This is a genomic window from Ancylobacter mangrovi (assembly GCF_024752335.1).
GTDB lineage: Bacteria > Pseudomonadota > Alphaproteobacteria > Rhizobiales > Xanthobacteraceae > Ancylobacter > Ancylobacter mangrovi.
In genome coordinates, this window is record NZ_JANTHY010000008.1 from 41,703 (window position 1) to 62,568 (window position 20,866).

Below are 20,866 nucleotides of genomic sequence, written 5' to 3' on the forward strand. Positions count from 1 at the left end.
GGTTCGTCAGTTCGGTCGTTCGGTGATCGCCAGGATCAGGCGACGGCCGCCGCCCGACGCGCCACGCTGACGATCTCGCCACGCGAGACGTTGATGTCGGCGAGGGTACGGTCGTCGAGCTGCGAGAGCTCGGCGAGGGTGCGGCGGTAAGCGTGCCAACGGCGGATCTGCTTGGCAAAGAAGCCCCAGAGCAGCATTTCAGTCTCCATCAGGTTCGGACACGGAGCACAGCCACCGGTCGCTTCCGGCAGCTGCGTGTCCGTTAATCATTCCGTTGCCTAGATATTCGACAGAATGCCTAATTGGTAGGAAATATACCGCATTCCAGCCCTGCGAGGCGTGCATGACACGCTCACAGTTCGTTCACAATCTGCACGACGTACCGTCAGGAGCCACGCAGGCGCGGATTCCGTTCAGCTCGCGGCTAGCGCCTGGTCGAGATCGGCGATGATGTCGGCCGCGTCCTCGATGCCGACCGACAGCCGCACCACGTCCGGCCCCGCGCCCGCCGCCGTCTTCTGGGCGTCGGAAAGCTGGCGATGGGTGGTGGAGGCGGGGTGGATGATCAGCGAGCGCGTATCGCCGACATTGGCGAGGTGCGAGAACAGCTTGACGTTCGACACCAGCGCCGTGCCGGCGTCATAGCCGCCCTTCAGCCCGAAAGTGAAGACCGCGCCGGCGCCCTTCGGCAGGTAGCGCGAGGCGAGGTTGTGGTAGCGGTCGCCCGGCAGGCCGGGATAGCTGACCCATTCCACCTTGGGGTGCTCGGCGAGGAATTTCGCCACCGCCAGCGCGTTGTCGCAATGGCGCTGCATGCGCAGCGGCAGGGTCTCGATGCCGGTCAGCAGGAGGAACGCGTTGAAGGGCGAGAGCGCGGGCCCGAGATCGCGCAGGCCGAGCACGCGGGCGGCAATGGCGAAGGCGAAATTGCCGAAGGTCTCGCCGATGACCATGCCCTGATACTCCGGCCGCGGCTGGGAGAGCATGGGAAAGCGGTCGTCGCGCAGCCAGTTGAAGCTGCCGGCATCGACGATGACGCCGCCGATCGAGTTGCCATGGCCGCCGAGGAACTTGGTCGCCGAATGCACCACGATGTCGGCGCCGTGCTCGATCGGCTTGACGAGGTAGGGCGTCGCCAGCGTGTTGTCGACGATCAGCGGCACGCCCGCGCGCTTGGCGACCTTGGAGATGGCGGCGATGTCGACCACCACGCCGCCCGGATTGGCGATCGACTCGATGAAGATCGCCTTGGTGCGCGGCGAGACCGCCTTCTCGAACGATTCCGGGTCGTCGGCATTGGCCCAGACGACGTTCCAGCCGAAGCTCTTGAAGGCGTGGTTGAACTGGTTGATCGAGCCGCCATAGAGCTTGTTGGCGGCGATGAACTCGTCGCCCGGCGCCAGCAGGGTCTGGAAGATCAGGAGCTGCGCGGCGTGGCCGGAGGCGGCGGCGAGCCCGGCGGTGCCGCCTTCGAGCGCGGCCACGCGCTCTTCGAGCACGGCGGTCGTCGGGTTGGTGATGCGCGTATAGATGTTGCCGAAGGCCTGGAGCCCGAACAGCGCGGCGGCATGGTCGGCGTCGTCGAAGACGAAGGAAGTCGTCTGGTAGATCGGCGTCGCGCGCGCCTTGGTCGCCGGGTCCGGCTGGGCGCCGGCATGGACGGCGAGGGTGGCGAATCCGGGTGTTGTGGCGTCGGTCATGGCGAATTCCTCCTGTCCTGCCGGCATTGATGCACCGGCAGTGTCGCGACATCTGTCAGAAGCGCAATCGGGAAGGCAAGCGGGGACCGCCCGCCGCCGCCACCGGATGCCGCGAGACCGGGCGTCGCTAGGTGGTGCCGTCGACGCTGGTGCGGTTGCGGCCGGATTCCTTCGACAGGTAGACCTGCGTGTCGGCGCGTTTGAGAAGCTGCGTCACCGTCTCCGGCCGGTCCCGCTCGGCCTCGGCAAGGCCGATGCTGAGGCTCACCGCGCGGGCGGAGACACCCTCGAAATCGGCCGCCTCTACCGCGACGCGGACGGCTTCGAGCTGTGCCGCCGCCGCCGACAGGGGCCGGTCCGGCAGCAGGATGCAGAACTCGTCGCCGCCCAGCCGGCCGACGATCCCCTCCTTGCCGACGACGCGCTGCATGATCGCGGCGACGCCGTTTAGCACGTTGTCGCCGGCGGTGTGGCCGAAGCGGTCGTTGATGCCCTTGAACTTGTCCACGTCGATGATGGCGACGGCGAACGAGCGGCCGCCGTGCCGGGCGGCGTAGCTCATGCGCTGCGCCTGCTCCATCAGGAAGCGCCGGTTGCCGATGCCGGTGAGCGGGTCGATCCGCGCCTCGCGCGCCAGCTCGGCGAGGGCGTTGTCGAGCCGGGAGACGGTGATGTCCACCTCCCGCATGAGCTGCCCGGCGGCGTCCTGATAGTGGAGCGGCAGGTGCGGGAGCTGGCCGTGATTGCGGTAGTTCGCCAGCGCCACGCGGGAGATGTCCAAGGGCGACAGCATTGCGTGCAGGGCGAACAGCGCCAACCCGGTGCCGCACAGCGTGGCGATGAGCAGCACAACGATGGCGATCTGGGTGTTGTGGTCGGCCCAGCGCGATTCGGAAAGCGTAAAGCCGACGAAGGCGAGAAGTGGTATATGGGTGCTAACAAAACATATTGAAAGAATCTTGCTCACGAATTCCCGAGGAAAACGTAGCGAATTCATACGCGAATAAAACCAGAGCTGAGGGTAAGCACTCCTCGTGTCCACTATCCATCTCCCTATCGCGGAATAAGGCGATAGGGAGAGGAAGGTTGCTGTGCAGCAAAGAGGATTCTCTTATGAAGCCCTTGGGTCACACCTTTGTGAGTGCACAGCCACTTCAAGCACGGTGCCGGATACCGTTACCGGTAGTTTGATCCGGCGCCGGCCCTCAGCGCGGGCCCTTGAGGCCGAGCCGGGGAATCTCGATCGCCGGGCAGCGATTCATGATCACCGCCACGCCCGCCGCCTCCGCTGTCGCCGCGGCCTCGTCGTCGCGCACGCCGAGCTGGCCCCAGATCAGCTTCGGACGGGGAGAGAGGGCGAGCGCCTCGTCGACCACCCCGGGCAGGTATTGCGGCGCGCGGAACACGTCGACCATGTCGATCGCCTCCGGCACGTCGGCGAGGCGGGCATAGGTCGGCAGGCCGGCAATGTCGCGGCCGGCCTGGCCGGGATTGATGGCGAACACCTTGTAGCCGTGCATGGCGAGGAAGCGGGCGACGCCGTGGCTGGGCCGCGCCGGGTTCGGGCTGGCGCCGACGACGGCGATGGTGTGCACCTTTCCGAGCCAGTCGGCGATATAGGCGTCGTCATAGTGGTCGTGGGTCATGTCCGCGCTTCCCTTTCACGTTTGCCGGCTCGGCGGCGCCGGCAGGAGTGGCCTCCATATGGTGATGGCGGCTATCAAAACTATTGGCGTGCGCACGTCGCCGGCACCCGCCCTAATGGTCGCCGGTGACGCGGGAGGACGGGAATGGGAATGAACGCCGAGGAATTGCAGGACTATCTCGTCGCCGAGTTTCCGCAGGCCTTCGGGGCAGGGCGACCCCATCGCGTGGTGCGGGTCGACGCCGCGGGCGTTGGCGTCACGCTGGCCGCCAGCGAGGAGCATCTGCGCCCGGGCGACACGGTTTCCGGGCCTTCGATGATGGGGCTCGCCGACATTGCCGCCTATGCGGTGATCCTCGCCGCGATCGGCCCGGTGCCGCTGGCGGTGACGACGAATTTCTCCATCAACTTCCTGCGCAAGCCGCAGCCGGGCCTGCTGGTCGCCGATGCGCGGCTGATGAAGCTCGGCAGGCGGCTCGCGGTCTGCGAGGTGGGCCTGCGCGCCCCGCATGAGGGTGACGCGCCGTTCGAGGTGACGGGCGGTGAGGAGCTGTGCGCCCACGCGGTGACGACCTATTCGATCCCGGCGTGACGATTTCAAGGGTTTAGCGCGAGGTATAAAAATACCTATTTTTTAAGCCATTGTTATGTAAGGGATATTCGCGTCTGCGTTACATTGACGTTGCGCGCGCTCTCGGCTAGAAGCCCGGCCACGAGAGAAGTGCGGCCGCGAAGGTCCGCATGCCTTGCACACGGACATTCCCATGAAGACCTATTCGGCGAAACCGGCCGACGTAGAAAAGAAGTGGATCGTGATCGACGCCACCGACCTCGTGGTCGGCCGTCTCGCGACCATCATCGCGACCCGCCTCAAGGGTAAGCACAAGCCGACCTACACCCCCCACGTCGACTGCGGCGACAATGTCGTCGTGATCAACGCCGAGAAGGTGGCGCTGACCGGCAACAAGCGCAACGACAAGGTCTACTACCACCACACAGGCTTCCCGGGCGGCATCAAGGAGCGGACTGCGAAGTTCCTGCTCGACGGCCGCTTCCCGGAGCGCGTGGTCGAGAAGGCGGTCGAGCGCATGCTGGCGCGCGGCCCGCTCGGCCGCAAGCTGATGGGCAATCTGCGCGTCTACAAGGGCGCCAGCCACCCGCACGAGGCCCAGAAGCCGGAGGCGCTCGATGTCGCCGCGCTCAATCGCAAGAATGTGGGGATCTGATCATGGCTGAGCTCATCCAGTCGCTCGACGGGCTCGAGGCCCTGAAGTCGTCGCAGGCCGACGAGGCTCCCAAGCACGTCCAGAAGCTCGACAAGTACGGCCGCGCCTATGCCACCGGCAAGCGCAAGAACGCCGTCGCCCGCGTGTGGGTCCGCCCCGGCACCGGCAAGATCGTGGTGAACGAGCGCGAGATCGAGACCTATTTCGCTCGCCCCGTGCTGCGCCTGATCATCCAGCAGCCCTTCACCACCGCGGCCCGCACCGGCCAGTACGACGTGGTGGCCACCGTCTCCGGCGGCGGCCTCTCCGGCCAGGCCGGCGCGCTGCGCCACGGCATCTCGCGCGCGCTCACCTATTACGAGCCCGAGCTGCGCGGCCCGCTGAAGAAGGGCGGCTTCCTGACCCGCGACTCGCGCGTGGTCGAGCGCAAGAAGTACGGCAAGGCGAAGGCCCGCCGCAGCTTCCAGTTCTCGAAGCGCTGATCGGTTCATCCGGTTGCCGAGATTATCGAAAGGGCAGGCCTCGCGGCCTGCCCTTTTTGCATGTGCCGGCGATCCCCGGCCGCGTCGGGCGGGACCTTCGGCCGCGCGCGGATATGTATGCTTCCGGTTGAATCCGCTCGGTTTCCGGCCCATGAAGAACCGGCTAGAGTGCCGACGCTGGAATATGGACGTGTAGCCCCAACATGCTCGATCCATGGACGCTCTGGGCGGTCCTGATGGCGATCTCCCTCCTGCTCGCCAGCGCCATGCTCTATGTGCGCTGGCTGACGCCGGGCGAGCCGGCGCTGGCGCAGTGGGCGGTGGCGTTCGTGCTGGTGGCCTACGGGCTGTTCGGCGGAGCGATGCGCGGGCAGATCCCGGCCTTCATGTCGGTCGAGCTCGCCAATGCGGCGCTGCTGGGCGCCTACGGCCTGCTGTGGACCGGCACGCGCAGTTTCGACCGAAGGGCGCCCCGCACGGTCTATGCGCTGATCGCGCCGCTCGCCTGGGTGGTGCTGGTCCAGTTCCCGCCGCTCAGCGACTCCATGGTCGACCGCGTCATCGTGATCTCGACCATGATAAGCGTGCTGCTGGTCCTCAGCATCGTGCAGCTCGCGCGCCGGCGTGCGCTCGCCTCGAAGCCGCGGCAGACGCTGGTCGGGCTGCTCTCGGTGGCGCTGCTGGTCAATCTCGGGCGCATCATCTTCGCCCCGAGCCAGGTCTCGGGCGGGCAGGTGCTGCTGTTCACCGACCCCTCCATGGCGTGGCTCGGCATGGTGGGCGTGGCGATGGCGATGTTCATCTGCTTCATCCTGGTGCTGATGGTGCGCGAGCGTTCCGAGCTCATCTACAAGAGCGCGGCGCTGCTCGACCCGCTCACCGGCGCGCTCAACCGGCGCGGCTTTCTCGAGCGCTCGCTCTCGGCGGCGATGGCGGGCGGGCCGTGCGCGGCGATGGTGTGCGACCTCGACCGCTTCAAGCAGGTCAATGACCGCTTCGGCCATGCCGCGGGCGACCGGCTGCTGGCGCTGTTCGCCGATGTGCTGCACGAGCGTCTGCGCCAGAGCGACGTGGTGGCACGGATCGGCGGCGAGGAGTTCGCCGCGGTGCTGCCGGGCGCGGATCTCGTGCGGGCGCGCGAGGTTGCCGCCCGGGTGCAGGGCGCCTTCGCCGAGGCGAGCTCGAAGCTGGGGCTGACCGACGGGGCGGGCCTGCTGGTCGGCACGGTCAGCATCGGCCTCGCCGTCGCCGTGCTGCCTGCCGATGCCAGTGCCGACCAGATCGAGACCGGACTTCAGGACCTGATCGCGCAGGCCGACCGCGCGCTCTACGGCGCCAAGGCGGCCGGGCGGAACCGGATCGAGACCGGCGAGGCGTTCCGCTCCTCGCCCGGCACGGCGGCAGGGGCGGCGTGAAACGAAAAGGGGCGCCCTGAGGCGCCCCTTCCGATGGTCACGGCGATCGCGGACGATCAGACCGAGTAGTACATCTCGAACTCGACCGGGTGCGGCGTCATTTCGAAGCGCGCCACTTCGGTCATCTTCAGCTCGATATAGGAGTTGATGAAGTCGTCGTCGAAGACGCCGCCCTTCTTCAGGTACTCGCGGTCCTTGTCGAGCGAGGCGAGGGCCTCGCGCAGCGAGGCGCACACGGTCGGGATCTTCTTCAGCTCGCGCGGCGGCAGATCGTACAGGTCCTTGTCCATGGCCGGGCCGGGATCGATCTTGTTGGTGATGCCGTCGAGGCCGGCCATCAGCAGCGCCGAGAAGGCGAGATAGGGGTTCGCGCCGGGGTCCGGGAAGCGGGTCTCGACGCGCTTCGCCTTGGGCGAGGTGGTGTAGGGGATGCGGCACGAGGCCGAACGGTTGCGCGAGGAATAGGCCAGCAGCACCGGCGCCTCATAGCCCGGCACCAGACGCTTGTAGGAGTTGGTGAGCGGGTTGGTGAAGGCGTTGAGCGACTTGGCGTGCTTGATGATGCCGCCGATGTACCACAGGCATTCCTGGCTGAGGTCGGCATATTTGTTGCCGGCGAAGGTCGGCTTGCCGCCCTTCCAGATCGACTGGTGGACGTGCATGCCCGAGCCGTTGTCGCCGAAGACGGGCTTGGGCATGAAGGTCGCGGTCTTGCCGTAGACGTTCGCCACCTGGTGGATGCAGTACTTGTAGATCTGCAGGTGGTCGGCCATCGTCACCAGGGTGGTGAACTTGAGGCCGAGCTCGTGCTGGGCGGAGGCCACCTCGTGGTGGTGCTTCTCGACCTTGGCGCCCATGCGGGCCATGGCCGCCAGCATCTCGCCGCGCATGTCCTGGCCGCTGTCGACCGGCGGGACGGGGAAGTAGCCGCCCTTGGTCTTCACGTGGTGGCCGAGATTGCCGCCCTCATAGTCGGTGTCGGTGTTGCTCGGCAGCTCGACCGAATCCAGCTTGAAGCCGGTGTTGTACGGGTCGGTCTTGAAGCGGACGTCATCGAAGATGAAGAACTCGGCCTCGGGCCCGAAATAGACGGTGTCGCCGATGCCGGTGGACTTGAGGTAGGCCTCGGCCTTCTTTGCGATGCCGCGCGGGTCGCGCCCATAGGGCTCGCCGGTGGTCGGCTCGAGCACGTCGCAGACGACGACGAGCGTGGTCTCGGAGAAGAAAGGATCGATGCAGGCGGACTCGAGATCCGGCTGGAGGTGCATGTCGGACTCGTTGATCGCCTTCCAGCCGGCGATGGACGAGCCGTCGAACGCCTGACCTTCGGCAAAGAAGTCGTCATCGACCATCGTAATGTCGAAGGTCACATGCTGCCACTTGCCGCGCGGATCGGTGAAGCGCAGGTCGACGTATTTCACGTCGTTGTCCTTAATAAGCTTCATTACATCCTTGGCCGTCGTCATTATATCCGTACCTCTTTTGAATACCGTAACGCGCTGCGGACAGCGAGGCGCGTGCGATGGTCGAACAACGATGCGCGCCGCATCGTTCGCGATGCGGCGCGTCCTGTCGGCCCAATCATATTACGCGTGCCGTCAGATGGCGTCGACGCCCGACTCGCCGGTACGAATGCGAATGGCTTCTTCGATGTTCGAGACAAAAATCTTGCCGTCGCCGATCCGGCCGGTCTGGGCGGCACGGCGGATGGCGTCGATGGCGGTCTCCACCATATCGTCGCCGACCACGACCTCGATCTTCACCTTGGGCAGAAAATCGACCACGTACTCCGCGCCGCGGTACAGCTCGGTGTGACCCTTCTGACGGCCAAAACCCTTGGCCTCGGTGACCGTGATCCCCTGCAGGCCAACTTCCTGCAGCGCCTCCTTCACCTCGTCCAGCTTGAAGGGTTTGATGATGGCCTCAATCTTCTTCATGTCATCTCGTCTCCCTGGCCCGACGTTCCGCGACACCCGGTCGAGCCGGACCGCCAGCAAGCAGAACCCATGCCAAACGTCGGGTAGACGGGAAAATAGCGGCATATCCGGCCGTTGCGAGTAACAGTCCCGGGGAGCCCACCGGATAATTTCATCGTTTGATTAATATATAGGCGAAATGCATAATTTATATGCAGAAAATGATGCGCGCCGGCGGCCGGAGCAGCGCGCATATTAGGCAAAGGTTGCCAAATGCCGCGCACAGGGCGGCGCAAGCTCGCCCGAGGCTGGGCTTTCGCCTAACGTGACACCGCCGCCAGCTGCTCTCCGAAGGGATCGCGCCATGGAACTTCTCACCCCCGACGAGATGGGGCGTGCCGATGCGCTGACGATCGCGGGCGGGGTGCCGGGCGAGCGGCTGATGGAGCGTGCTGGCGCCGCCGTGGCGCGGGTGGCGGGCCGCCATGCGGCCGTCGGCAGCCGGGTGCTGGTGCTGTGCGGGCCGGGCAACAATGGCGGCGACGGCTTCGTCGCGGCGCGTCTCATGGCGGGGATGGGATACCGCGTGCGGGTGGCGCTGCTCGGCGCGCGCGGGGCGCTGAAGGGCGACGCCGCGCTGATGGCGGGGCGCTGGAGTGGGCCGGTGGAGGCGGCGGCCGAGGCCTCGCTGGAGCCGGTGGACCTCGTCATCGACGCGCTGTTCGGGGCGGGCCTCGCCCGTGACCTCGACGGCGCGGCGCGCGAGCTGGTCGAAAGGCTGAACGCCGCGTCGCTGCCGGTCGTCGCGGTGGACCTTCCCTCCGGCATCGACGGCGCGAGCGGCGCGGTGCGCGGCGCGGCGGTGCGGGCGCACTGGAGCGTCACCTTCTTCCGCGCCAAGCCGGGGCACCTGCTGATGCCCGGGCGGCTGCACTGCGGCGAGCTGACCGTCGCCGATATCGGCATCGGGCCGGCGACGCTCGATGTCATCCGCCCGCAGGCGTTCGAGAACGTGCCGGAGCTGTGGGGCGCCGGCTTCCCGGTGCCGCGGGCCGAGGGGCACAAATATTCACGCGGCCATCTGGTCGCCGTCTCCGGGCCGGCGCAGGCCACGGGCGCGACGCGGCTTGCCGCCCGGGCTGCGCTGCGGGCGGGGGCGGGGCTGGTCACCGTCGCCTGCCCGGCGGCGGCGCTGGCGATCCATGCGGCCAATCTCTCGGCGATCATGGTGCGGCCGGTCGAGGATGCGGACGGGCTGGCGCATCTGCTCGCCGACCGGCGGCTCGCGACGGTCGTCATCGGGCCGGGCGTCGGGGTGGGGCAGGGCGCGCGCGACAGGCTGCGGGCCTGCGCCGACCGGCGCCTCGTCATCGATGCCGATCTCATCAGCAGCTTCGCCGGCGCGCCGGACGAGCTGGCACGCGCCATGAGCCGCTCGCCGGCGGCGGTCGCCACGCCCCATGACGGGGAGTTCGCCAAGCTGTTCGCCGGGCATGACGAGGTGCTCTCGCCGCCCTCGAAGATCGAGCGCGTGCGCGCGGCGGCGCGCCGGCTCGGCATCGTCGTGGTGCTGAAGGGGCCGGATACGGTGGTGGCGGCGCCGGACGGGCGGGCGGCGGTCGCGGCCAACGCGCCGCCCTGGCTGGCGACCGCGGGGGCGGGGGACGTGCTGTCGGGAATCGTCGGCGGCCTGCTCTCACAGGGCATGCCCGCCTTCGAGGCCGCGTGCGCGGGCGTGTGGGTGCATGGCGAGGCGGCGCAGGAGGCCGGGCCGGGCCTCGTCGCCGACGATCTGATCGACGCGCTGAGACTGGTCTACCGCCGGCTTTTCCAGCGCCTGTAAGGCTTCGCTCAAAGCTGCGCGAGCGGGCGCCGGCTCGCGGCCGGATCGGCCGCTTTTAGGGCTGGCGCTGCGGCATCGCCGTGCTATAAGCCCGCACCCGGCAGGCGGCACCCTCGCAGGTGCGCGTGTCCGTGCGTCTTTGCGATCCTTCCGGCGGTGCTTCCGGGCGGTGGCGGAGACGAAGGCACGTCCGCGGGCGTGGCGGAACTGGTAGACGCGCGGGATTTAGGTTCCCGTGACGAAAGTCGTGGGGGTTCGAAACCCTCCGCCCGCACCAGGCTTCCGAGCGTCCGCAGCCTCCCGACCGAATTCGCACCGACGAGGGTTCGCGGCGCAGCAGCCACGTGCCTCGCACACCCATTTCGAGACCCCCGACTCCGGGGACCAAGACGAAGGCCGATAGAACATGCAGGTCACCGAACTCCTCGCCGAAGGTCTGAAGCGCGAATACCGCGTGGTGCTGCCGGCCGCCGAACTCGACGCCAAGGCGAACGAGCGCCTGAACGAGATGAAGGACAAGGTCCGCCTCAACGGGTTCCGGCCCGGCAAGGTGCCGGTCGCCCATCTCAAGCGCATGTACGGCAAGTCGGTGCTGGCCGAGGTGATCGACCAGGCCGTGAACGAGGCCAACGGCCAGATCGTCGAGGAGCACGGCTTCAAGCTGGCGCTCCAGCCCAAGATCGAGCTGCCGCAGGATGAGGGCGCGGTGAACGAGGTGCTCGAGGGCAAGGCGGACCTGTCCTACACGGTCGGCCTCGAGGTGCTGCCGAGCATCGAACTGGGCGACTTCAAGTCGATCGAGCTCGACAAGCCGGTGCTCGCCGTCACCGACGCCGAGGTCGACGAGATGGTCAACCGCATCGCCGAGGGCAACCGTCCCTATTCGGCGAAGGAAGGCGCGGCCGAGAACGGCGACCGCGTCACCGTCGCCTTCGTCGGCACCATCGACGGCGAGAAGTTCGAGGGCGGCTCGGGCGAGGACATCCCGGTCGTGATCGGCTCGAACACCTTCATTCCGGGCTTCGAGGAGCAGCTCGTCGGGATCAAGGCCGACGAGACCCGCACCGTCAACGTGACCTTCCCCGAGAACTACCAGGCGGCCAATCTCGCCGGCAAGGCGGCCTCGTTCGAGGTGACCGCCAAGACCGTCGAGGCCCCGGGCGAGGTGAAACTCGACGACGAGTTCGCCAAGACGCTCGGCATGGACAGCCTCGACGCGCTCAAGGAGCAGGTGAAGAGCCGCATCGCCCAGGAGCACAACGCGCAGAGCCGCGCCAAGGTGAAGCGCAAGCTGCTCGACGTGCTGGACACGATGCACCAGTTCGACGTGCCCCCGACCCTCGCCGAGCAGGAATTCGAGGGCATCTGGGGCTCCGTGACCTCCGAGATGGAGCAGCAGAAGCGCACCTTCGAGGACGAGGGCACGACCCAGGAGGCCGCCCGCGCCGACTACGAGAACATCGCCAAGCGCCGCGTGCGGCTCGGCCTCGTGCTGGCGGAGATCGGCGAGAAGAACGACATCCAGGTCAGCGACGACGAGGTGACCCGCGCCGTCGTCGAGCGCGCCCGCCAGTTCCCCGGCCAGGAGCAGCAGGTGTGGGAGTTCTACCGCAAGAACGCCCAGGCGCTCGCCAGCCTGCGTGCGCCGATCTTCGAGGAGAAGGTCGTCGACTTCCTGCTCGAGCTCGCCAAGGTGAAGGAAGTTCCCGTGACCCGCGAGGAGCTCTACGCCGAGGACGAGGCCGACAAGGCCGAAGCTGGCAAGGACGAGGCCGACAAGGCCTGAGCGGGCGCGACCTGTTCGGCGCGCTCTGCTCGAGGCCCGCACGCGAGGCGGGCCGGCACATCGAAAGCGGGAGGGGTCGGCGCGCGCTGGCCCCTTTTGCGTTACGTGCGGGCGCGATTTGCGCGGGGCGCGGCGACCCGCCCGGTCGCACGCCGGCCATGATTGGGCTATCCAGATCGCTGGATGGCAGGCGAACTCTAGCGGGAACGGACTTTCCGCTTATGTTGGAAGAGATGGATTCGCGGACGGCGCCTCTCGCCGGCCCGCTCAGGAGCGGAATATGCGTGACCCTATCGATACCTACATGAACTATCTCGTCCCGATGGTGGTCGAGCAGACCAACCGCGGCGAGCGCTCCTACGACATTTATTCGCGCCTCCTGAAGGAGCGCATCATCTTCCTGACCGGGGCGGTCGAGGACGGCATGGCGACGCTGATGGTCGCACAGCTTCTGTTCCTCGAGGCCGAGAACCCCAAGAAGGAGATCTCGATGTACATCAACTCGCCGGGCGGGGTGGTGACGTCGGGCCTGGCGATCTACGACACCATGCAGTTCATCAAGCCGGCCGTGTCGACGCTGTGCATCGGCCAGGCGGCCTCGATGGGCTCGCTGCTGCTGACCGCCGGCGAAAAGGACATGCGCTTCGCGCTGCCGAACGCGCGAATCATGGTGCACCAGCCCTCGGGCGGCTTCCAGGGCCAGGTGACGGACATCATGCTGCACGCGCAGGAGATCCTGAGCCTCAAGAAGCGGCTCAATGAGATTTACGTGAAGCACACCGGCCAGTCGCTGCAGGCGGTGGAAGATGCGCTCGAGCGCGATAACTTCATGACGTCCGAGGCTGCCAAGTCCTTCGGACTTATCGACAATGTGATCGACAAGCGTCCCGACGAGGCCCCTGCGAAGCCCTGATGGGGATTAGGCTTAGTGTTTCGGAAGCCACGTCGGCTTCCTATATCACGGCGGGACCCGCCATCGGATGCGTGGCGGACTTGCATGCATCGCGGTATCGCGCTTGCATGACGAACGGATGAAGTGTCGCCGGGAGGTGTGACGAGGTGCCGGCCGGGGCGGTAAGGACCGCCGAAGTCGGGGATGGCGTGAATGCCGTCTTGATCGGGCTGCTTCTAGCGTGCTTGGCTAGCGCTGAACGGTCGAAGCCTTAAGTCGCTTCCTTTTGACGGCCAAGGCGCCGTCGCGTTTCTCCCCCTTCGGAGGCCCGCGGCGGCCTTCGAGACTGGGGCGGTACGGGCAGTGCCCGGCCCGCTGAGCGGACGGAGAGACGCATGAGCAAGGTTGGCGGCGGCGACAGCAAGAATACTCTGTATTGCTCGTTCTGCGGCAAGAGCCAGCACGAGGTCCGCAAACTTATCGCGGGACCTACCGTGTTCATCTGCGATGAATGCGTCGAGCTGTGCATGGACATCATTCGCGAGGAGAACAAGTCCTCGCTGGTGAAGTCGCGTGACGGGATACCCACCCCCAAGGAAATCTGCAAGGTGCTGGACGATTACGTGATCGGCCAGTTCCATGCCAAGCGTGTGCTCTCGGTGGCGGTGCACAACCACTACAAGAGGCTCAACCACGCGACCAAGCATGCCGGCGACGTCGAGCTGGCGAAGTCGAACATCCTGCTGATCGGGCCGACCGGTTCAGGCAAGACGCTGCTCGCGCAGACTCTCGCCCGCATCCTCGACGTGCCCTTCACCATGGCGGACGCGACGACGCTGACCGAGGCGGGCTATGTCGGCGAGGATGTCGAGAACATCATCCTCAAGCTGCTGCAGTCGGCGGACTACAATGTCGAGCGCGCCCAGCGCGGCATCGTCTATATCGACGAGATCGACAAGATCAGCCGCAAGTCCGACAACCCGTCCATCACGCGGGACGTGTCGGGCGAGGGCGTGCAGCAGGCGCTGCTGAAGATCATGGAAGGCACCGTCGCCTCCGTGCCGCCGCAGGGCGGGCGCAAGCATCCCCAGCAGGAGTTCCTGCAGGTGGACACGACCAACATCCTGTTCATCTGCGGCGGCGCCTTCGCCGGGCTCGACAAGATCATCTCCTCGCGCGGCAAGGGCACCTCGATCGGCTTCGGCGCGGTCGTCCACGCCCCGGAGGACCGCCGTCCCGGCGAGGTGTTCCGCGAGGTGGAGCCCGAGGACCTGCTGAAGTACGGGCTGATCCCCGAATTCATCGGCCGCCTGCCGGTGATCGCCACGCTCGAGGACCTCGACGAGGCGGCGCTTAAGAAGATTCTCGCCGAGCCCAAGAACGCGCTGGTCAAGCAGTACCAGCGCCTGTTCGAGATGGAGAACGTCGAGCTGACCATCCATGAGGAGGCGCTCGGCGCCATCGCCCGCAAGGCCATCGAGCGCAAGACCGGCGCGCGCGGCCTGCGCTCGATCATGGAGGGTATCCTGCTCGACACGATGTACGACCTGCCGGGCCTGGAAGGGGTCGAGGAGGTGGTCATCTCCAAGGAGGTCGTCGAGCAGAACGCGCGTCCGCTCTATATCTATGCGGACCGCGCGGCTACCGGCGATGCGGGCGCGAGTGCCTGAGGGCGCGCTACAGCATAACCCGGCCGGACATCCGGCCGGGGCCTCGACCGGCTCCCTTGACGGGGCCGGGTGCCGTCGCCATCTGAGCCGAGACCTCCGGTCCACGACCGCATCGACGTGCTCCGCCAAGACGAGCCCAACCCGGTTCGCACCGCTCCTGCACAGCGATCTTCGTTCGCGTTCCGGCCGCTTTGCGGCACGGTCCGTACCCCTGCGCGCCCTTCGGGACGGCGGGAACGGCCGCCCGCCCATAGAAAGGAAAGAGCCATGACGAGCTCCAAGCCTCGCACCGCGCTTGCGCCCGGCGTCGCGCAGACCTTTCCCGTCCTTCCGCTGCGCGACATCGTGGTCTTCCCGCACATGATCGTCCCGCTGTTCGTTGGCCGGGAGAAGTCGATCCGCGCCCTCGAAGAGGTGATGCGCAACGACACCTTCATCCTGCTGGCGACGCAGGAGAACGCCTCCGACGACGATCCGGCGACCGACTCGATCTACAAGATCGGCACGCTCGCCTCGGTCCTCCAGCTGCTCAAGCTGCCCGACGGCACCGTGAAGGTGCTGGTCGAGGGCATCTCGCGCGCCAAGGTCGACCACTACACCGACCGCACCGACCTCTATGAGGCCGAGGCGGTGGCGCTCGAGGAGGATATCGGCTCCAAGGTCGAGGCCGAGGCGCTGGGCCGCTCGGTGCTCGCCGAGTTCGATTCCTATGTGAAGCTGAACAAGAAGGTGTCGCCCGAGGTGGTCGGCGTCGTCACCCAGATCGAGGACCACTCGAAGCTGGCCGACACCGTCGCCTCGCATCTCGCGGTGAAGATCCCCGAGAAGCAGGCGGTGCTGGAGATCCTGAAGGTCACCGCGCGCCTCGAGAAGGTGCTCTCGCTGATGGAGTCCGAGATCTCGGTGCTCCAGGTGGAGAAGCGCATCCGTACCCGCGTCAAGCGGCAGATGGAGAAGACGCAGCGCGAGTACTACCTCAACGAGCAGATGAAGGCGATCCAGAAGGAGCTGGGCGACGGCGAGGACGGCCGCGACGAGCTCGCCGAGCTGGAGGAGCGCATCAAGACCGTCAAGCTCTCCAAGGAGGCGCGCGAGAAGGCGACGCACGAGCTCAAGAAGCTCCGGCAGATGTCGCCCATGTCGGCCGAGGCGACGGTGGTTCGCAACTATCTCGACTGGCTGCTCTCAATCCCGTGGAGCAACAAGAGCAAGGTGAAGAAGGATCTTCCCTATGCTCAGGGTATCCTCGATTCCGAGCATTTCGGCCTCGACAAGGTGAAGGACCGCATCGTCGAGTATCTCGCGGTGCAGAGCCGGCAGAACAAGCTGACGGGCCCGATCCTGTGCCTCGTCGGCCCTCCGGGCGTGGGCAAGACCTCGCTCGCCAAGTCCATCGCCAAGGCGACCGGGCGCGAGTTCGTGCGCGTCTCGCTCGGCGGCGTGCGCGACGAGGCGGAGATCCGCGGCCACCGGCGCACCTATATCGGCTCGATGCCCGGCAAGGTCATCCAGTCGATGCGCAAGGCCAAGAAGTCCAACCCGCTGTTCCTGCTCGACGAGATCGACAAGATGGGCATGGACTTCCGCGGCGACCCGTCCTCGGCCCTGCTGGAGGTGCTTGACCCCGAGCAGAACTCGACCTTTGCGGACCACTATCTGGAGGTCGACTACGACCTCTCGAACGTGATGTTCGTGACCACGGCGAATACGCTGAACATTCCGCCGGCCCTTCTGGACCGCATGGAAGTGATCCGCATCGCCGGCTACACGGAGGACGAGAAGGTCGAGATCGCCCGCCGCCACCTGATCCCGTCCGCGCTCACCAAGCACGGGCTGCAGGTCAAGGAGTGGTCGATCGACGACGAGGCGCTGCTCACCCTGATCCGCCGCTACACGCGGGAAGCGGGCGTGCGCAATCTCGAGCGCGAGATCTCCAACCTTGCGCGCAAGGCGGTGAAGGACCTCATCCTCACCAAGCGCAAGTCGGTGAAGGTGACGGTCAAGCAGCTCGAGGACTATCTCGGCGCCCCGAGATTCCGCTACGGCGAAGCCGAGGCGGAGGACCAGGTCGGCGTGGTCACCGGTCTTGCCTGGACGGAAGTCGGCGGCGAGATCCTGACCATCGAAGGCGTCATGATGCCCGGCAAGGGCAAGATGACCGTCACCGGCAATCTGCGCGACGTGATGAAGGAATCGATCTCGGCGGCGGCGTCCTATGTCCGCTCGCGCGCGCTCGATTTCGGCATCGAGCCGCCGCTCTTTGACCGTCGGGACATCCATGTCCACGTGCCCGAGGGCGCGACCCCGAAGGACGGCCCGTCCGCCGGCGTCGCGATGGCGACCGTGCTGACCTCGGTGCTGACCGGCATCCCGATCCGGCGCGACGTCGCCATGACCGGCGAGGTCACGCTGCGGGGCCGGGTGCTGCCGATCGGCGGGCTGAAGGAGAAGCTGCTCGCGGCGCTGCGCGCGGGCATCAAGCAGGTGCTGATCCCCGAGGAGAACGCCAAGGACCTGGCGGAAATCCCGGACAACGTGAAGAACGCCCTGGAGATCGTACCGGTCTCCCGCATGGACGAGGTGCTGCACCACGCGCTGACGCGCCAGCCCGAGCCCATCGTGTGGGAGGAGAAGGCGATCTCGGCGCCGGACACGGTGATCGGGCGGGACGAGGGGAGCGGCGTGGCCGCTCACTGAGCCTCTTCCGGGCACGATGAGAATGGCGAGCGGCGGCGTCCGGAAGGGCGCCGCCGCTTCCATTTTGCACCCGGGCCATGACAATCCTGCAACGGAAAGTCGCGGACGCCTAAAATCCGGGCGCTGGCATGCCAGCCCGCGACGGCCCCTTGATACCGGAAACAGCCTGAAAATCGTGTATTCGTGCGGGTTTCTGGCCTATGGCGCTTGCATTCGCCGCAATTTGGAGAAAGGGTCGCGCCCGTCGTCGATGCATGCAACCGACGATTCTTGTGCAATCAAGGGAAGGACCGGTCAGATGACCACGAAGAATGAACTCGTCGCCGCCGTGGCCGAGCAGGCCAAGCTGACCAAGGCTGCCGCCGCGGCTGCGGTCGACGCCACCTTCGACGCCATTGCCGCGTCTCTGAAGGCGGGCGAGGAAGTGAAGCTCATCGGTTTCGGCAGCTTCTCGGTCGTGACGCGCGCCGCGCGCGAGGGTCGCAACCCGCGCACCGGCAAGCCGGTCAAGATCGAGGCTTCGAAGGCCCCGAAGTTCACGCCCGGCAAGGGCCTCAAGGAAGTCGTGAACGGCTGACGCGATTTCCAGTCGCGGGCCGGCACGCAGCACGGGCCGGGGCGCCGTCTCAGCGAGACGGGCGCCTTCGGGGCCGGTGCCCGGTGTGCCGCAGGTGAGAGCAGGTCGCACAGACCCTCTCGCCCCCGCGACGGCGGTACGTTCTCCGGACGGCACGGCCGTCCGGACCGTCCCGAAGCCCGCCGCCCCGTCCGCTTCGCAGGACCGGGACAAGGCGGGAAGGGGACGAGGACCGGATGCCGGGCGAGCCGGCACCGGCAGGCAGGCCGGGGCCGCATTGGCGCCTCGGGTCTTGAAGCCTCCTCACACTGATGCTTTATGGCGGACGCGTCGCTCCCGACGATAGGGGGCGGGCGCGACGTCTCGCCGGAGCCCGCGGCATGTGGCGCGGGCGGTGTGCTTCGGGCGGTTAGCTCAGTTGGTAGAGCATCTCGTTTACACCGAGAGGGTCGGCGGTTCGAGCCCGTCACCGCCCACCACCGGCATTGTCCTTGTTGCAGGCGGCCTCGCGCCGCCGGGCCGGATGGGTAGATCGTGAAACTCGCCTTGTTCGATTGCGACGGAACGCTGGTCGACAGCCAGAATGTGATCGTCGCCGCTATGACCCGCGCCTTCGCGCGTGCGGACCTGACGCTGCCGCCGCGCGAGGCGCTGCTCGGCATCGTCGGCCTGTCGCTGCTGGAGGCCATGCGCCGGCTGGGCGGAGAGGATCCGCAATTTCCCGCCGAGCGGCTGGCCCAGCTCTATCGCGAGGCCTTCCATGAATTGCGCGCCGAGCCGGACTTCGCCGAGCCGCTGTTCCCCGGCGTGCGCCGCGTTCTGGACCATCTTGCCGCGCGCGACGACGTGGTGCTGGGCATCGCCACGGGGAAGTCGCAGCGAGGCGTCGCGGCGGTGCTGAGCCATCACGGGCTTCAGGGCCGCTTCGTGACCATACAGACCGCGGACGACGCGCCCTCGAAGCCGCACCCGGCCATGGTGCAGCAGGCGATGGCGGCGGTCGGCGCGGCGCCGCTGGACACGGTGCTGATCGGCGATACCAGCTTCGACATGGTGATGGCCCGCGCGGCCGGCGCCCGCGCCGTCGGCGTGACCTGGGGCTATCACGCCCCGGAGATGCTGCGCTCCTCCGGCGCCGAGCGGCTGGTGTCCGATTCCGAAACCCTGCTCGCGGCGATGGACGAGCTGTGGGCCGACAGCCTGCGCCTCGTGTCGCCGTTGCCGGCTTCCGCTGAGGATCGGACCGAGCGCGCGGAGACGGCCGATGAGCGGTGAAACGCCGCGCGGCGCTCCGCCGCCGGGCGAGCGGCCGCTGCCGAAGCGCTTCTACAAGGAGGCCGGTGTCGCGGATGCGGGGGAGGGCATGTATCGGGTGGAACTGGACGGCCGGCCGGTGCGCACGCCCGGTCGCAATCTCCTCGCCGTGCCGAGCCGGCCGCTCGCGGAGGCGCTTGCCGGCGAATGGGCGGCGCAGGGGGAACTCATCAACCCGCTGAGCATGCCGCTGACGCGGCTAACCAATTCCGCGCTGGACGGTGTGGAGGCCGCGCGCGAGGCGGTGGCCGCCGAGATCGTGCGGTATGCGGGGAGTGATCTCATCTGCTACCGCGCCGAGGGGCCGGCGCGGCTGGTGGCGCGGCAGGCGGAGCACTGGGACCCTTTGCTAGCCTGGGCACGCGATGAGTTTGCCGCGGTGTTCGTGCTGAGCGAGGGCATCCGTTTCGTCGACCAGCCCGAATCGTCGATCGAAGCGATTGCGCGCGCGCTGCCGACCGATTCCCTGCGACTCGCTGCGCTTAACCTCATGACAACATTGAGTGGATCGGCCCTGATCGCGCTTGCCGTCTGGCGCGGCTACCTAAGTCCCGAAGCGGCGTGGCAGGCTGCGCATATAGATGAGCTGACTCAGGAGGAGGCATGGGGTACCGACAGGGAAGCAATGTTGCGTCGCGAAATGCGCTATCAGGATTTCGCCTCCGCATCATTCTACCTTCGGCTGCTTGCCAACTGATAGTCTTCTAGTATTTCACTGTGGCGGAATTTAATCTAATCTACGTCTCGCTCGCCCGCGTGTGCGTTTAACGAAGTGTTAATCGAGAAACATTTGCGGACAGTCAGCGACAGTCATGTATGATCCGGATCAAATGCACGGGGTCCGAGCCGGATTATCTTGGATTTCGAAGTAGATTTTCATTTCTGCCGACCTTCACGGGCCGCCAAAGCGAGTCCGGGAGGTAAGATGTACCTGACATTTACGTATGGGTCGCCCGTCGTGTGACATTCTTGCACTAGTATCAGAGGGTGGCTGTGGTATCGTTCTCTTGCAGATAATATGTGGCAGGTGGGGCGATCATGAGAAGCAAGGCTCTGCGTAGGGCTGCCTTGGCGGCCGGTGTCGGCGCTTTGGTGGCGATGACGAGCGTTTCGATCGTCACGCCGGTCAAAGCGCAGCCGGCGACCATGCAGTCGATCGCGAACACGACGGCGCCGGCCGGTGCGGGCGCGGACTGGGCGCAGAGCCAGGTTGCGGCCCTGGTTCAGGCGGCCGTGAGCTCGGGCGCCACCGGCGCGCAGCTCGCCGATGCGATCGCCAGCCTGCTGGCTAACAATCCTTCTCTTGCCCAGGAAATCACCGGGGCGATCATCGACGCCAGCAAGGGCGGGGTGCCTGGCGTGGCCGCGAATTCGAGCCTTACGGCGTCGCTGGCCACCGGCGTCGCGATCCAGGTTGCGGTATGGCAGCAGACGTCGGGGACGTCTCCCGTCTCGCAGGCGGCGCTGGAGTCGGTCAACCAGGCGTTCGCCTCGGCCGACGTGTCGCGCGGGTCGGACTTCGCGACGAATTTCAATTCGGCGCTCAGCAATGAGGGCGGCGCCTTGGCGCCGACGGTTCTGACGTCGGAAGATGCCGTGGTCGAGGTGGTAACCACCTTCATCCAGAAGGATGAGACCGGCAATATCAGTCCGAATACGTGAGGTTGGGGGGCATGAAAAAGGGGCGCCTTGCGGCTCTCGGA

Annotated in this window: 19 protein-coding genes and 2 tRNA genes; 15 read left to right on the plus strand and 6 right to left on the minus strand. The window is 66.8% G+C overall.

Annotation, left to right across the window (positions count from 1 at the left end):
* Positions 1-35: 35 nt before the first annotated feature.
* From NVS83_RS18850 to NVS83_RS18865, 4 genes are all read right to left on the minus strand, one after another.
* Positions 36-197 carry a DUF1127 domain-containing protein gene (locus NVS83_RS18850; RefSeq protein ID WP_258733268.1) on the minus strand — a complete coding sequence of 54 codons (162 nt, stop codon included), beginning with the start codon at positions 195-197 and terminating at the stop codon, positions 36-38.
* A 216-nt stretch (positions 198-413) separates the two neighbouring features.
* On the minus strand, positions 414-1,700 hold the full coding sequence (locus NVS83_RS18855; protein WP_258740693.1) for an O-acetylhomoserine aminocarboxypropyltransferase: 1,287 nt from the start codon (positions 1,698-1,700) through the stop codon (positions 414-416).
* A 127-nt stretch (positions 1,701-1,827) separates the two neighbouring features.
* Positions 1,828-2,667: a GGDEF domain-containing protein gene (locus tag NVS83_RS18860; RefSeq protein ID WP_258740694.1), complete on the minus strand. Its 840-nt coding sequence runs from the start codon at positions 2,665-2,667 to the stop codon at positions 1,828-1,830.
* A 238-nt stretch (positions 2,668-2,905) separates the two neighbouring features.
* The gene (locus NVS83_RS18865; protein WP_258740695.1) at positions 2,906-3,346 is read right to left on the minus strand and encodes a CoA-binding protein; all 441 of its coding nucleotides are present in this window, start codon (positions 3,344-3,346) and stop codon (positions 2,906-2,908) included.
* Between the two features lie 150 nt (positions 3,347-3,496).
* On the opposite strand from NVS83_RS18865, the gene NVS83_RS18870 reads away from it, so the two are divergent.
* From NVS83_RS18870 to NVS83_RS18885, 4 genes are all read left to right on the plus strand, one after another.
* Entirely contained in the window at positions 3,497-3,937 is a 441-nt protein-coding gene (locus NVS83_RS18870; protein WP_309486219.1) for a PaaI family thioesterase, read from the plus strand.
* 172 nt (positions 3,938-4,109) lie between these two features.
* Positions 4,110-4,571 carry a 50S ribosomal protein L13 gene (gene rplM, locus NVS83_RS18875; RefSeq protein WP_258733263.1) on the plus strand — a complete coding sequence of 154 codons (462 nt, stop codon included), beginning with the start codon at positions 4,110-4,112 and terminating at the stop codon, positions 4,569-4,571.
* Positions 4,572-4,573: 2 nt separating this feature from the next.
* Entirely contained in the window at positions 4,574-5,053 is a 480-nt protein-coding gene (gene rpsI, locus NVS83_RS18880) for a 30S ribosomal protein S9 (RefSeq protein ID WP_258733262.1), read from the plus strand.
* Positions 5,054-5,289: 236 nt separating this feature from the next.
* A complete protein-coding gene (locus NVS83_RS18885; RefSeq protein WP_258740697.1) occupies positions 5,290-6,468 on the plus strand; it encodes a GGDEF domain-containing protein in 1,179 nt (392 codons plus the stop codon).
* Positions 6,469-6,524: 56 nt separating this feature from the next.
* Here NVS83_RS18885 and glnA read toward each other — a convergent pair whose 3' ends face one another.
* Together glnA and NVS83_RS18895 are read right to left on the minus strand one after the other, a co-directional pair.
* Positions 6,525-7,934, minus strand: coding sequence for a type I glutamate--ammonia ligase (glnA, locus tag NVS83_RS18890; protein WP_258740698.1), 1,410 nt, complete (start codon positions 7,932-7,934; stop codon positions 6,525-6,527).
* Positions 7,935-8,066: 132 nt separating this feature from the next.
* Positions 8,067-8,405 carry a P-II family nitrogen regulator gene (locus NVS83_RS18895; protein WP_163076591.1) on the minus strand — a complete coding sequence of 113 codons (339 nt, stop codon included), beginning with the start codon at positions 8,403-8,405 and terminating at the stop codon, positions 8,067-8,069.
* 343 nt (positions 8,406-8,748) lie between these two features.
* On the opposite strand from NVS83_RS18895, the gene NVS83_RS18900 reads away from it, so the two are divergent.
* The 11 genes from NVS83_RS18900 (at position 8,749) to NVS83_RS18950 (ending at position 20,825) form a co-directional block, all read left to right on the plus strand.
* Positions 8,749-10,227 (plus strand): NAD(P)H-hydrate dehydratase, encoded by a 1,479-nt coding sequence (locus tag NVS83_RS18900; protein ID WP_258740699.1) that lies wholly within the window; start codon positions 8,749-8,751, stop codon positions 10,225-10,227.
* Positions 10,228-10,419: 192 nt separating this feature from the next.
* Positions 10,420-10,504 (plus strand) — tRNA-Leu (locus tag NVS83_RS18905).
* 129 nt (positions 10,505-10,633) lie between these two features.
* Positions 10,634-12,013: a trigger factor gene (gene tig, locus NVS83_RS18910; protein WP_258740700.1), complete on the plus strand. Its 1,380-nt coding sequence runs from the start codon at positions 10,634-10,636 to the stop codon at positions 12,011-12,013.
* A 280-nt stretch (positions 12,014-12,293) separates the two neighbouring features.
* Positions 12,294-12,926, plus strand: a complete 633-nt coding sequence (clpP, locus tag NVS83_RS18915) for an ATP-dependent Clp endopeptidase proteolytic subunit ClpP (RefSeq protein WP_258733257.1) — start codon at positions 12,294-12,296, stop codon at positions 12,924-12,926.
* A 374-nt stretch (positions 12,927-13,300) separates the two neighbouring features.
* Positions 13,301-14,575 carry an ATP-dependent Clp protease ATP-binding subunit ClpX gene (clpX, locus tag NVS83_RS18920; protein ID WP_258733256.1) on the plus strand — a complete coding sequence of 425 codons (1,275 nt, stop codon included), beginning with the start codon at positions 13,301-13,303 and terminating at the stop codon, positions 14,573-14,575.
* Positions 14,576-14,842: 267 nt separating this feature from the next.
* Positions 14,843-17,272: an endopeptidase La gene (gene lon / locus NVS83_RS18925; RefSeq protein WP_258740702.1), complete on the plus strand. Its 2,430-nt coding sequence runs from the start codon at positions 14,843-14,845 to the stop codon at positions 17,270-17,272.
* 298 nt (positions 17,273-17,570) lie between these two features.
* A complete protein-coding gene (locus NVS83_RS18930; protein ID WP_258733312.1) occupies positions 17,571-17,849 on the plus strand; it encodes an HU family DNA-binding protein in 279 nt (92 codons plus the stop codon).
* 403 nt (positions 17,850-18,252) lie between these two features.
* Positions 18,253-18,328: transfer RNA gene (locus NVS83_RS18935), tRNA-Val, on the plus strand.
* A 55-nt stretch (positions 18,329-18,383) separates the two neighbouring features.
* A complete protein-coding gene (locus NVS83_RS18940) occupies positions 18,384-19,124 on the plus strand; it encodes an HAD-IA family hydrolase (protein WP_258740703.1) in 741 nt (246 codons plus the stop codon).
* Positions 19,114-19,860 carry an ATP12 family chaperone protein gene (locus NVS83_RS18945; RefSeq protein WP_258740704.1) on the plus strand — a complete coding sequence of 249 codons (747 nt, stop codon included), beginning with the start codon at positions 19,114-19,116 and terminating at the stop codon, positions 19,858-19,860. Before NVS83_RS18940 ends, NVS83_RS18945 begins: the two co-directional genes overlap by 11 nt.
* 341 nt (positions 19,861-20,201) lie before the next feature.
* The gene (locus NVS83_RS18950; RefSeq protein ID WP_258740706.1) at positions 20,202-20,825 is read left to right on the plus strand and encodes a hypothetical protein; all 624 of its coding nucleotides are present in this window, start codon (positions 20,202-20,204) and stop codon (positions 20,823-20,825) included.
* Positions 20,826-20,866: the final 41 nt, after the last annotated feature.

Excerpts from the sequence above, each read along its gene's own strand:
- NVS83_RS18850 (WP_258733268.1), bottom strand. The coding sequence starts at position 197 with ATGCTGCTCTGGGGCTTCTTTGCCAAGCAGATCCGCCGTTGGCACGCT.
- NVS83_RS18855 (WP_258740693.1), bottom strand. The coding sequence starts at position 1,700 with ATGACCGACGCCACAACACCCGGATTCGCCACCCTCGCCGTCCATGCC.
- NVS83_RS18865 (WP_258740695.1), bottom strand. The coding sequence starts at position 3,346 with ATGACCCACGACCACTATGACGACGCCTATATCGCCGACTGGCTCGGA.
- NVS83_RS18870 (WP_309486219.1), top strand. The coding sequence starts at position 3,497 with ATGAACGCCGAGGAATTGCAGGACTATCTCGTCGCCGAGTTTCCGCAG.
- rplM (WP_258733263.1), top strand. The coding sequence starts at position 4,110 with ATGAAGACCTATTCGGCGAAACCGGCCGACGTAGAAAAGAAGTGGATC.
- rpsI (WP_258733262.1), top strand. The coding sequence starts at position 4,574 with ATGGCTGAGCTCATCCAGTCGCTCGACGGGCTCGAGGCCCTGAAGTCG.
- NVS83_RS18885 (WP_258740697.1), top strand. The coding sequence starts at position 5,290 with ATGGCGATCTCCCTCCTGCTCGCCAGCGCCATGCTCTATGTGCGCTGG.
- glnA (WP_258740698.1), bottom strand. The coding sequence starts at position 7,934 with ATGACGACGGCCAAGGATGTAATGAAGCTTATTAAGGACAACGACGTG.
- NVS83_RS18895 (WP_163076591.1), bottom strand. The coding sequence starts at position 8,405 with ATGAAGAAGATTGAGGCCATCATCAAACCCTTCAAGCTGGACGAGGTG.
- NVS83_RS18900 (WP_258740699.1), top strand. The coding sequence starts at position 8,749 with ATGGAACTTCTCACCCCCGACGAGATGGGGCGTGCCGATGCGCTGACG.
- tig (WP_258740700.1), top strand. The coding sequence starts at position 10,634 with ATGCAGGTCACCGAACTCCTCGCCGAAGGTCTGAAGCGCGAATACCGC.
- clpP (WP_258733257.1), top strand. The coding sequence starts at position 12,294 with ATGCGTGACCCTATCGATACCTACATGAACTATCTCGTCCCGATGGTG.
- clpX (WP_258733256.1), top strand. The coding sequence starts at position 13,301 with ATGAGCAAGGTTGGCGGCGGCGACAGCAAGAATACTCTGTATTGCTCG.
- lon (WP_258740702.1), top strand. The coding sequence starts at position 14,843 with ATGACGAGCTCCAAGCCTCGCACCGCGCTTGCGCCCGGCGTCGCGCAG.
- NVS83_RS18930 (WP_258733312.1), top strand. The coding sequence starts at position 17,571 with ATGACCACGAAGAATGAACTCGTCGCCGCCGTGGCCGAGCAGGCCAAG.
- NVS83_RS18945 (WP_258740704.1), top strand. The coding sequence starts at position 19,114 with ATGAGCGGTGAAACGCCGCGCGGCGCTCCGCCGCCGGGCGAGCGGCCG.
- NVS83_RS18950 (WP_258740706.1), top strand. The coding sequence starts at position 20,202 with ATGAGAAGCAAGGCTCTGCGTAGGGCTGCCTTGGCGGCCGGTGTCGGC.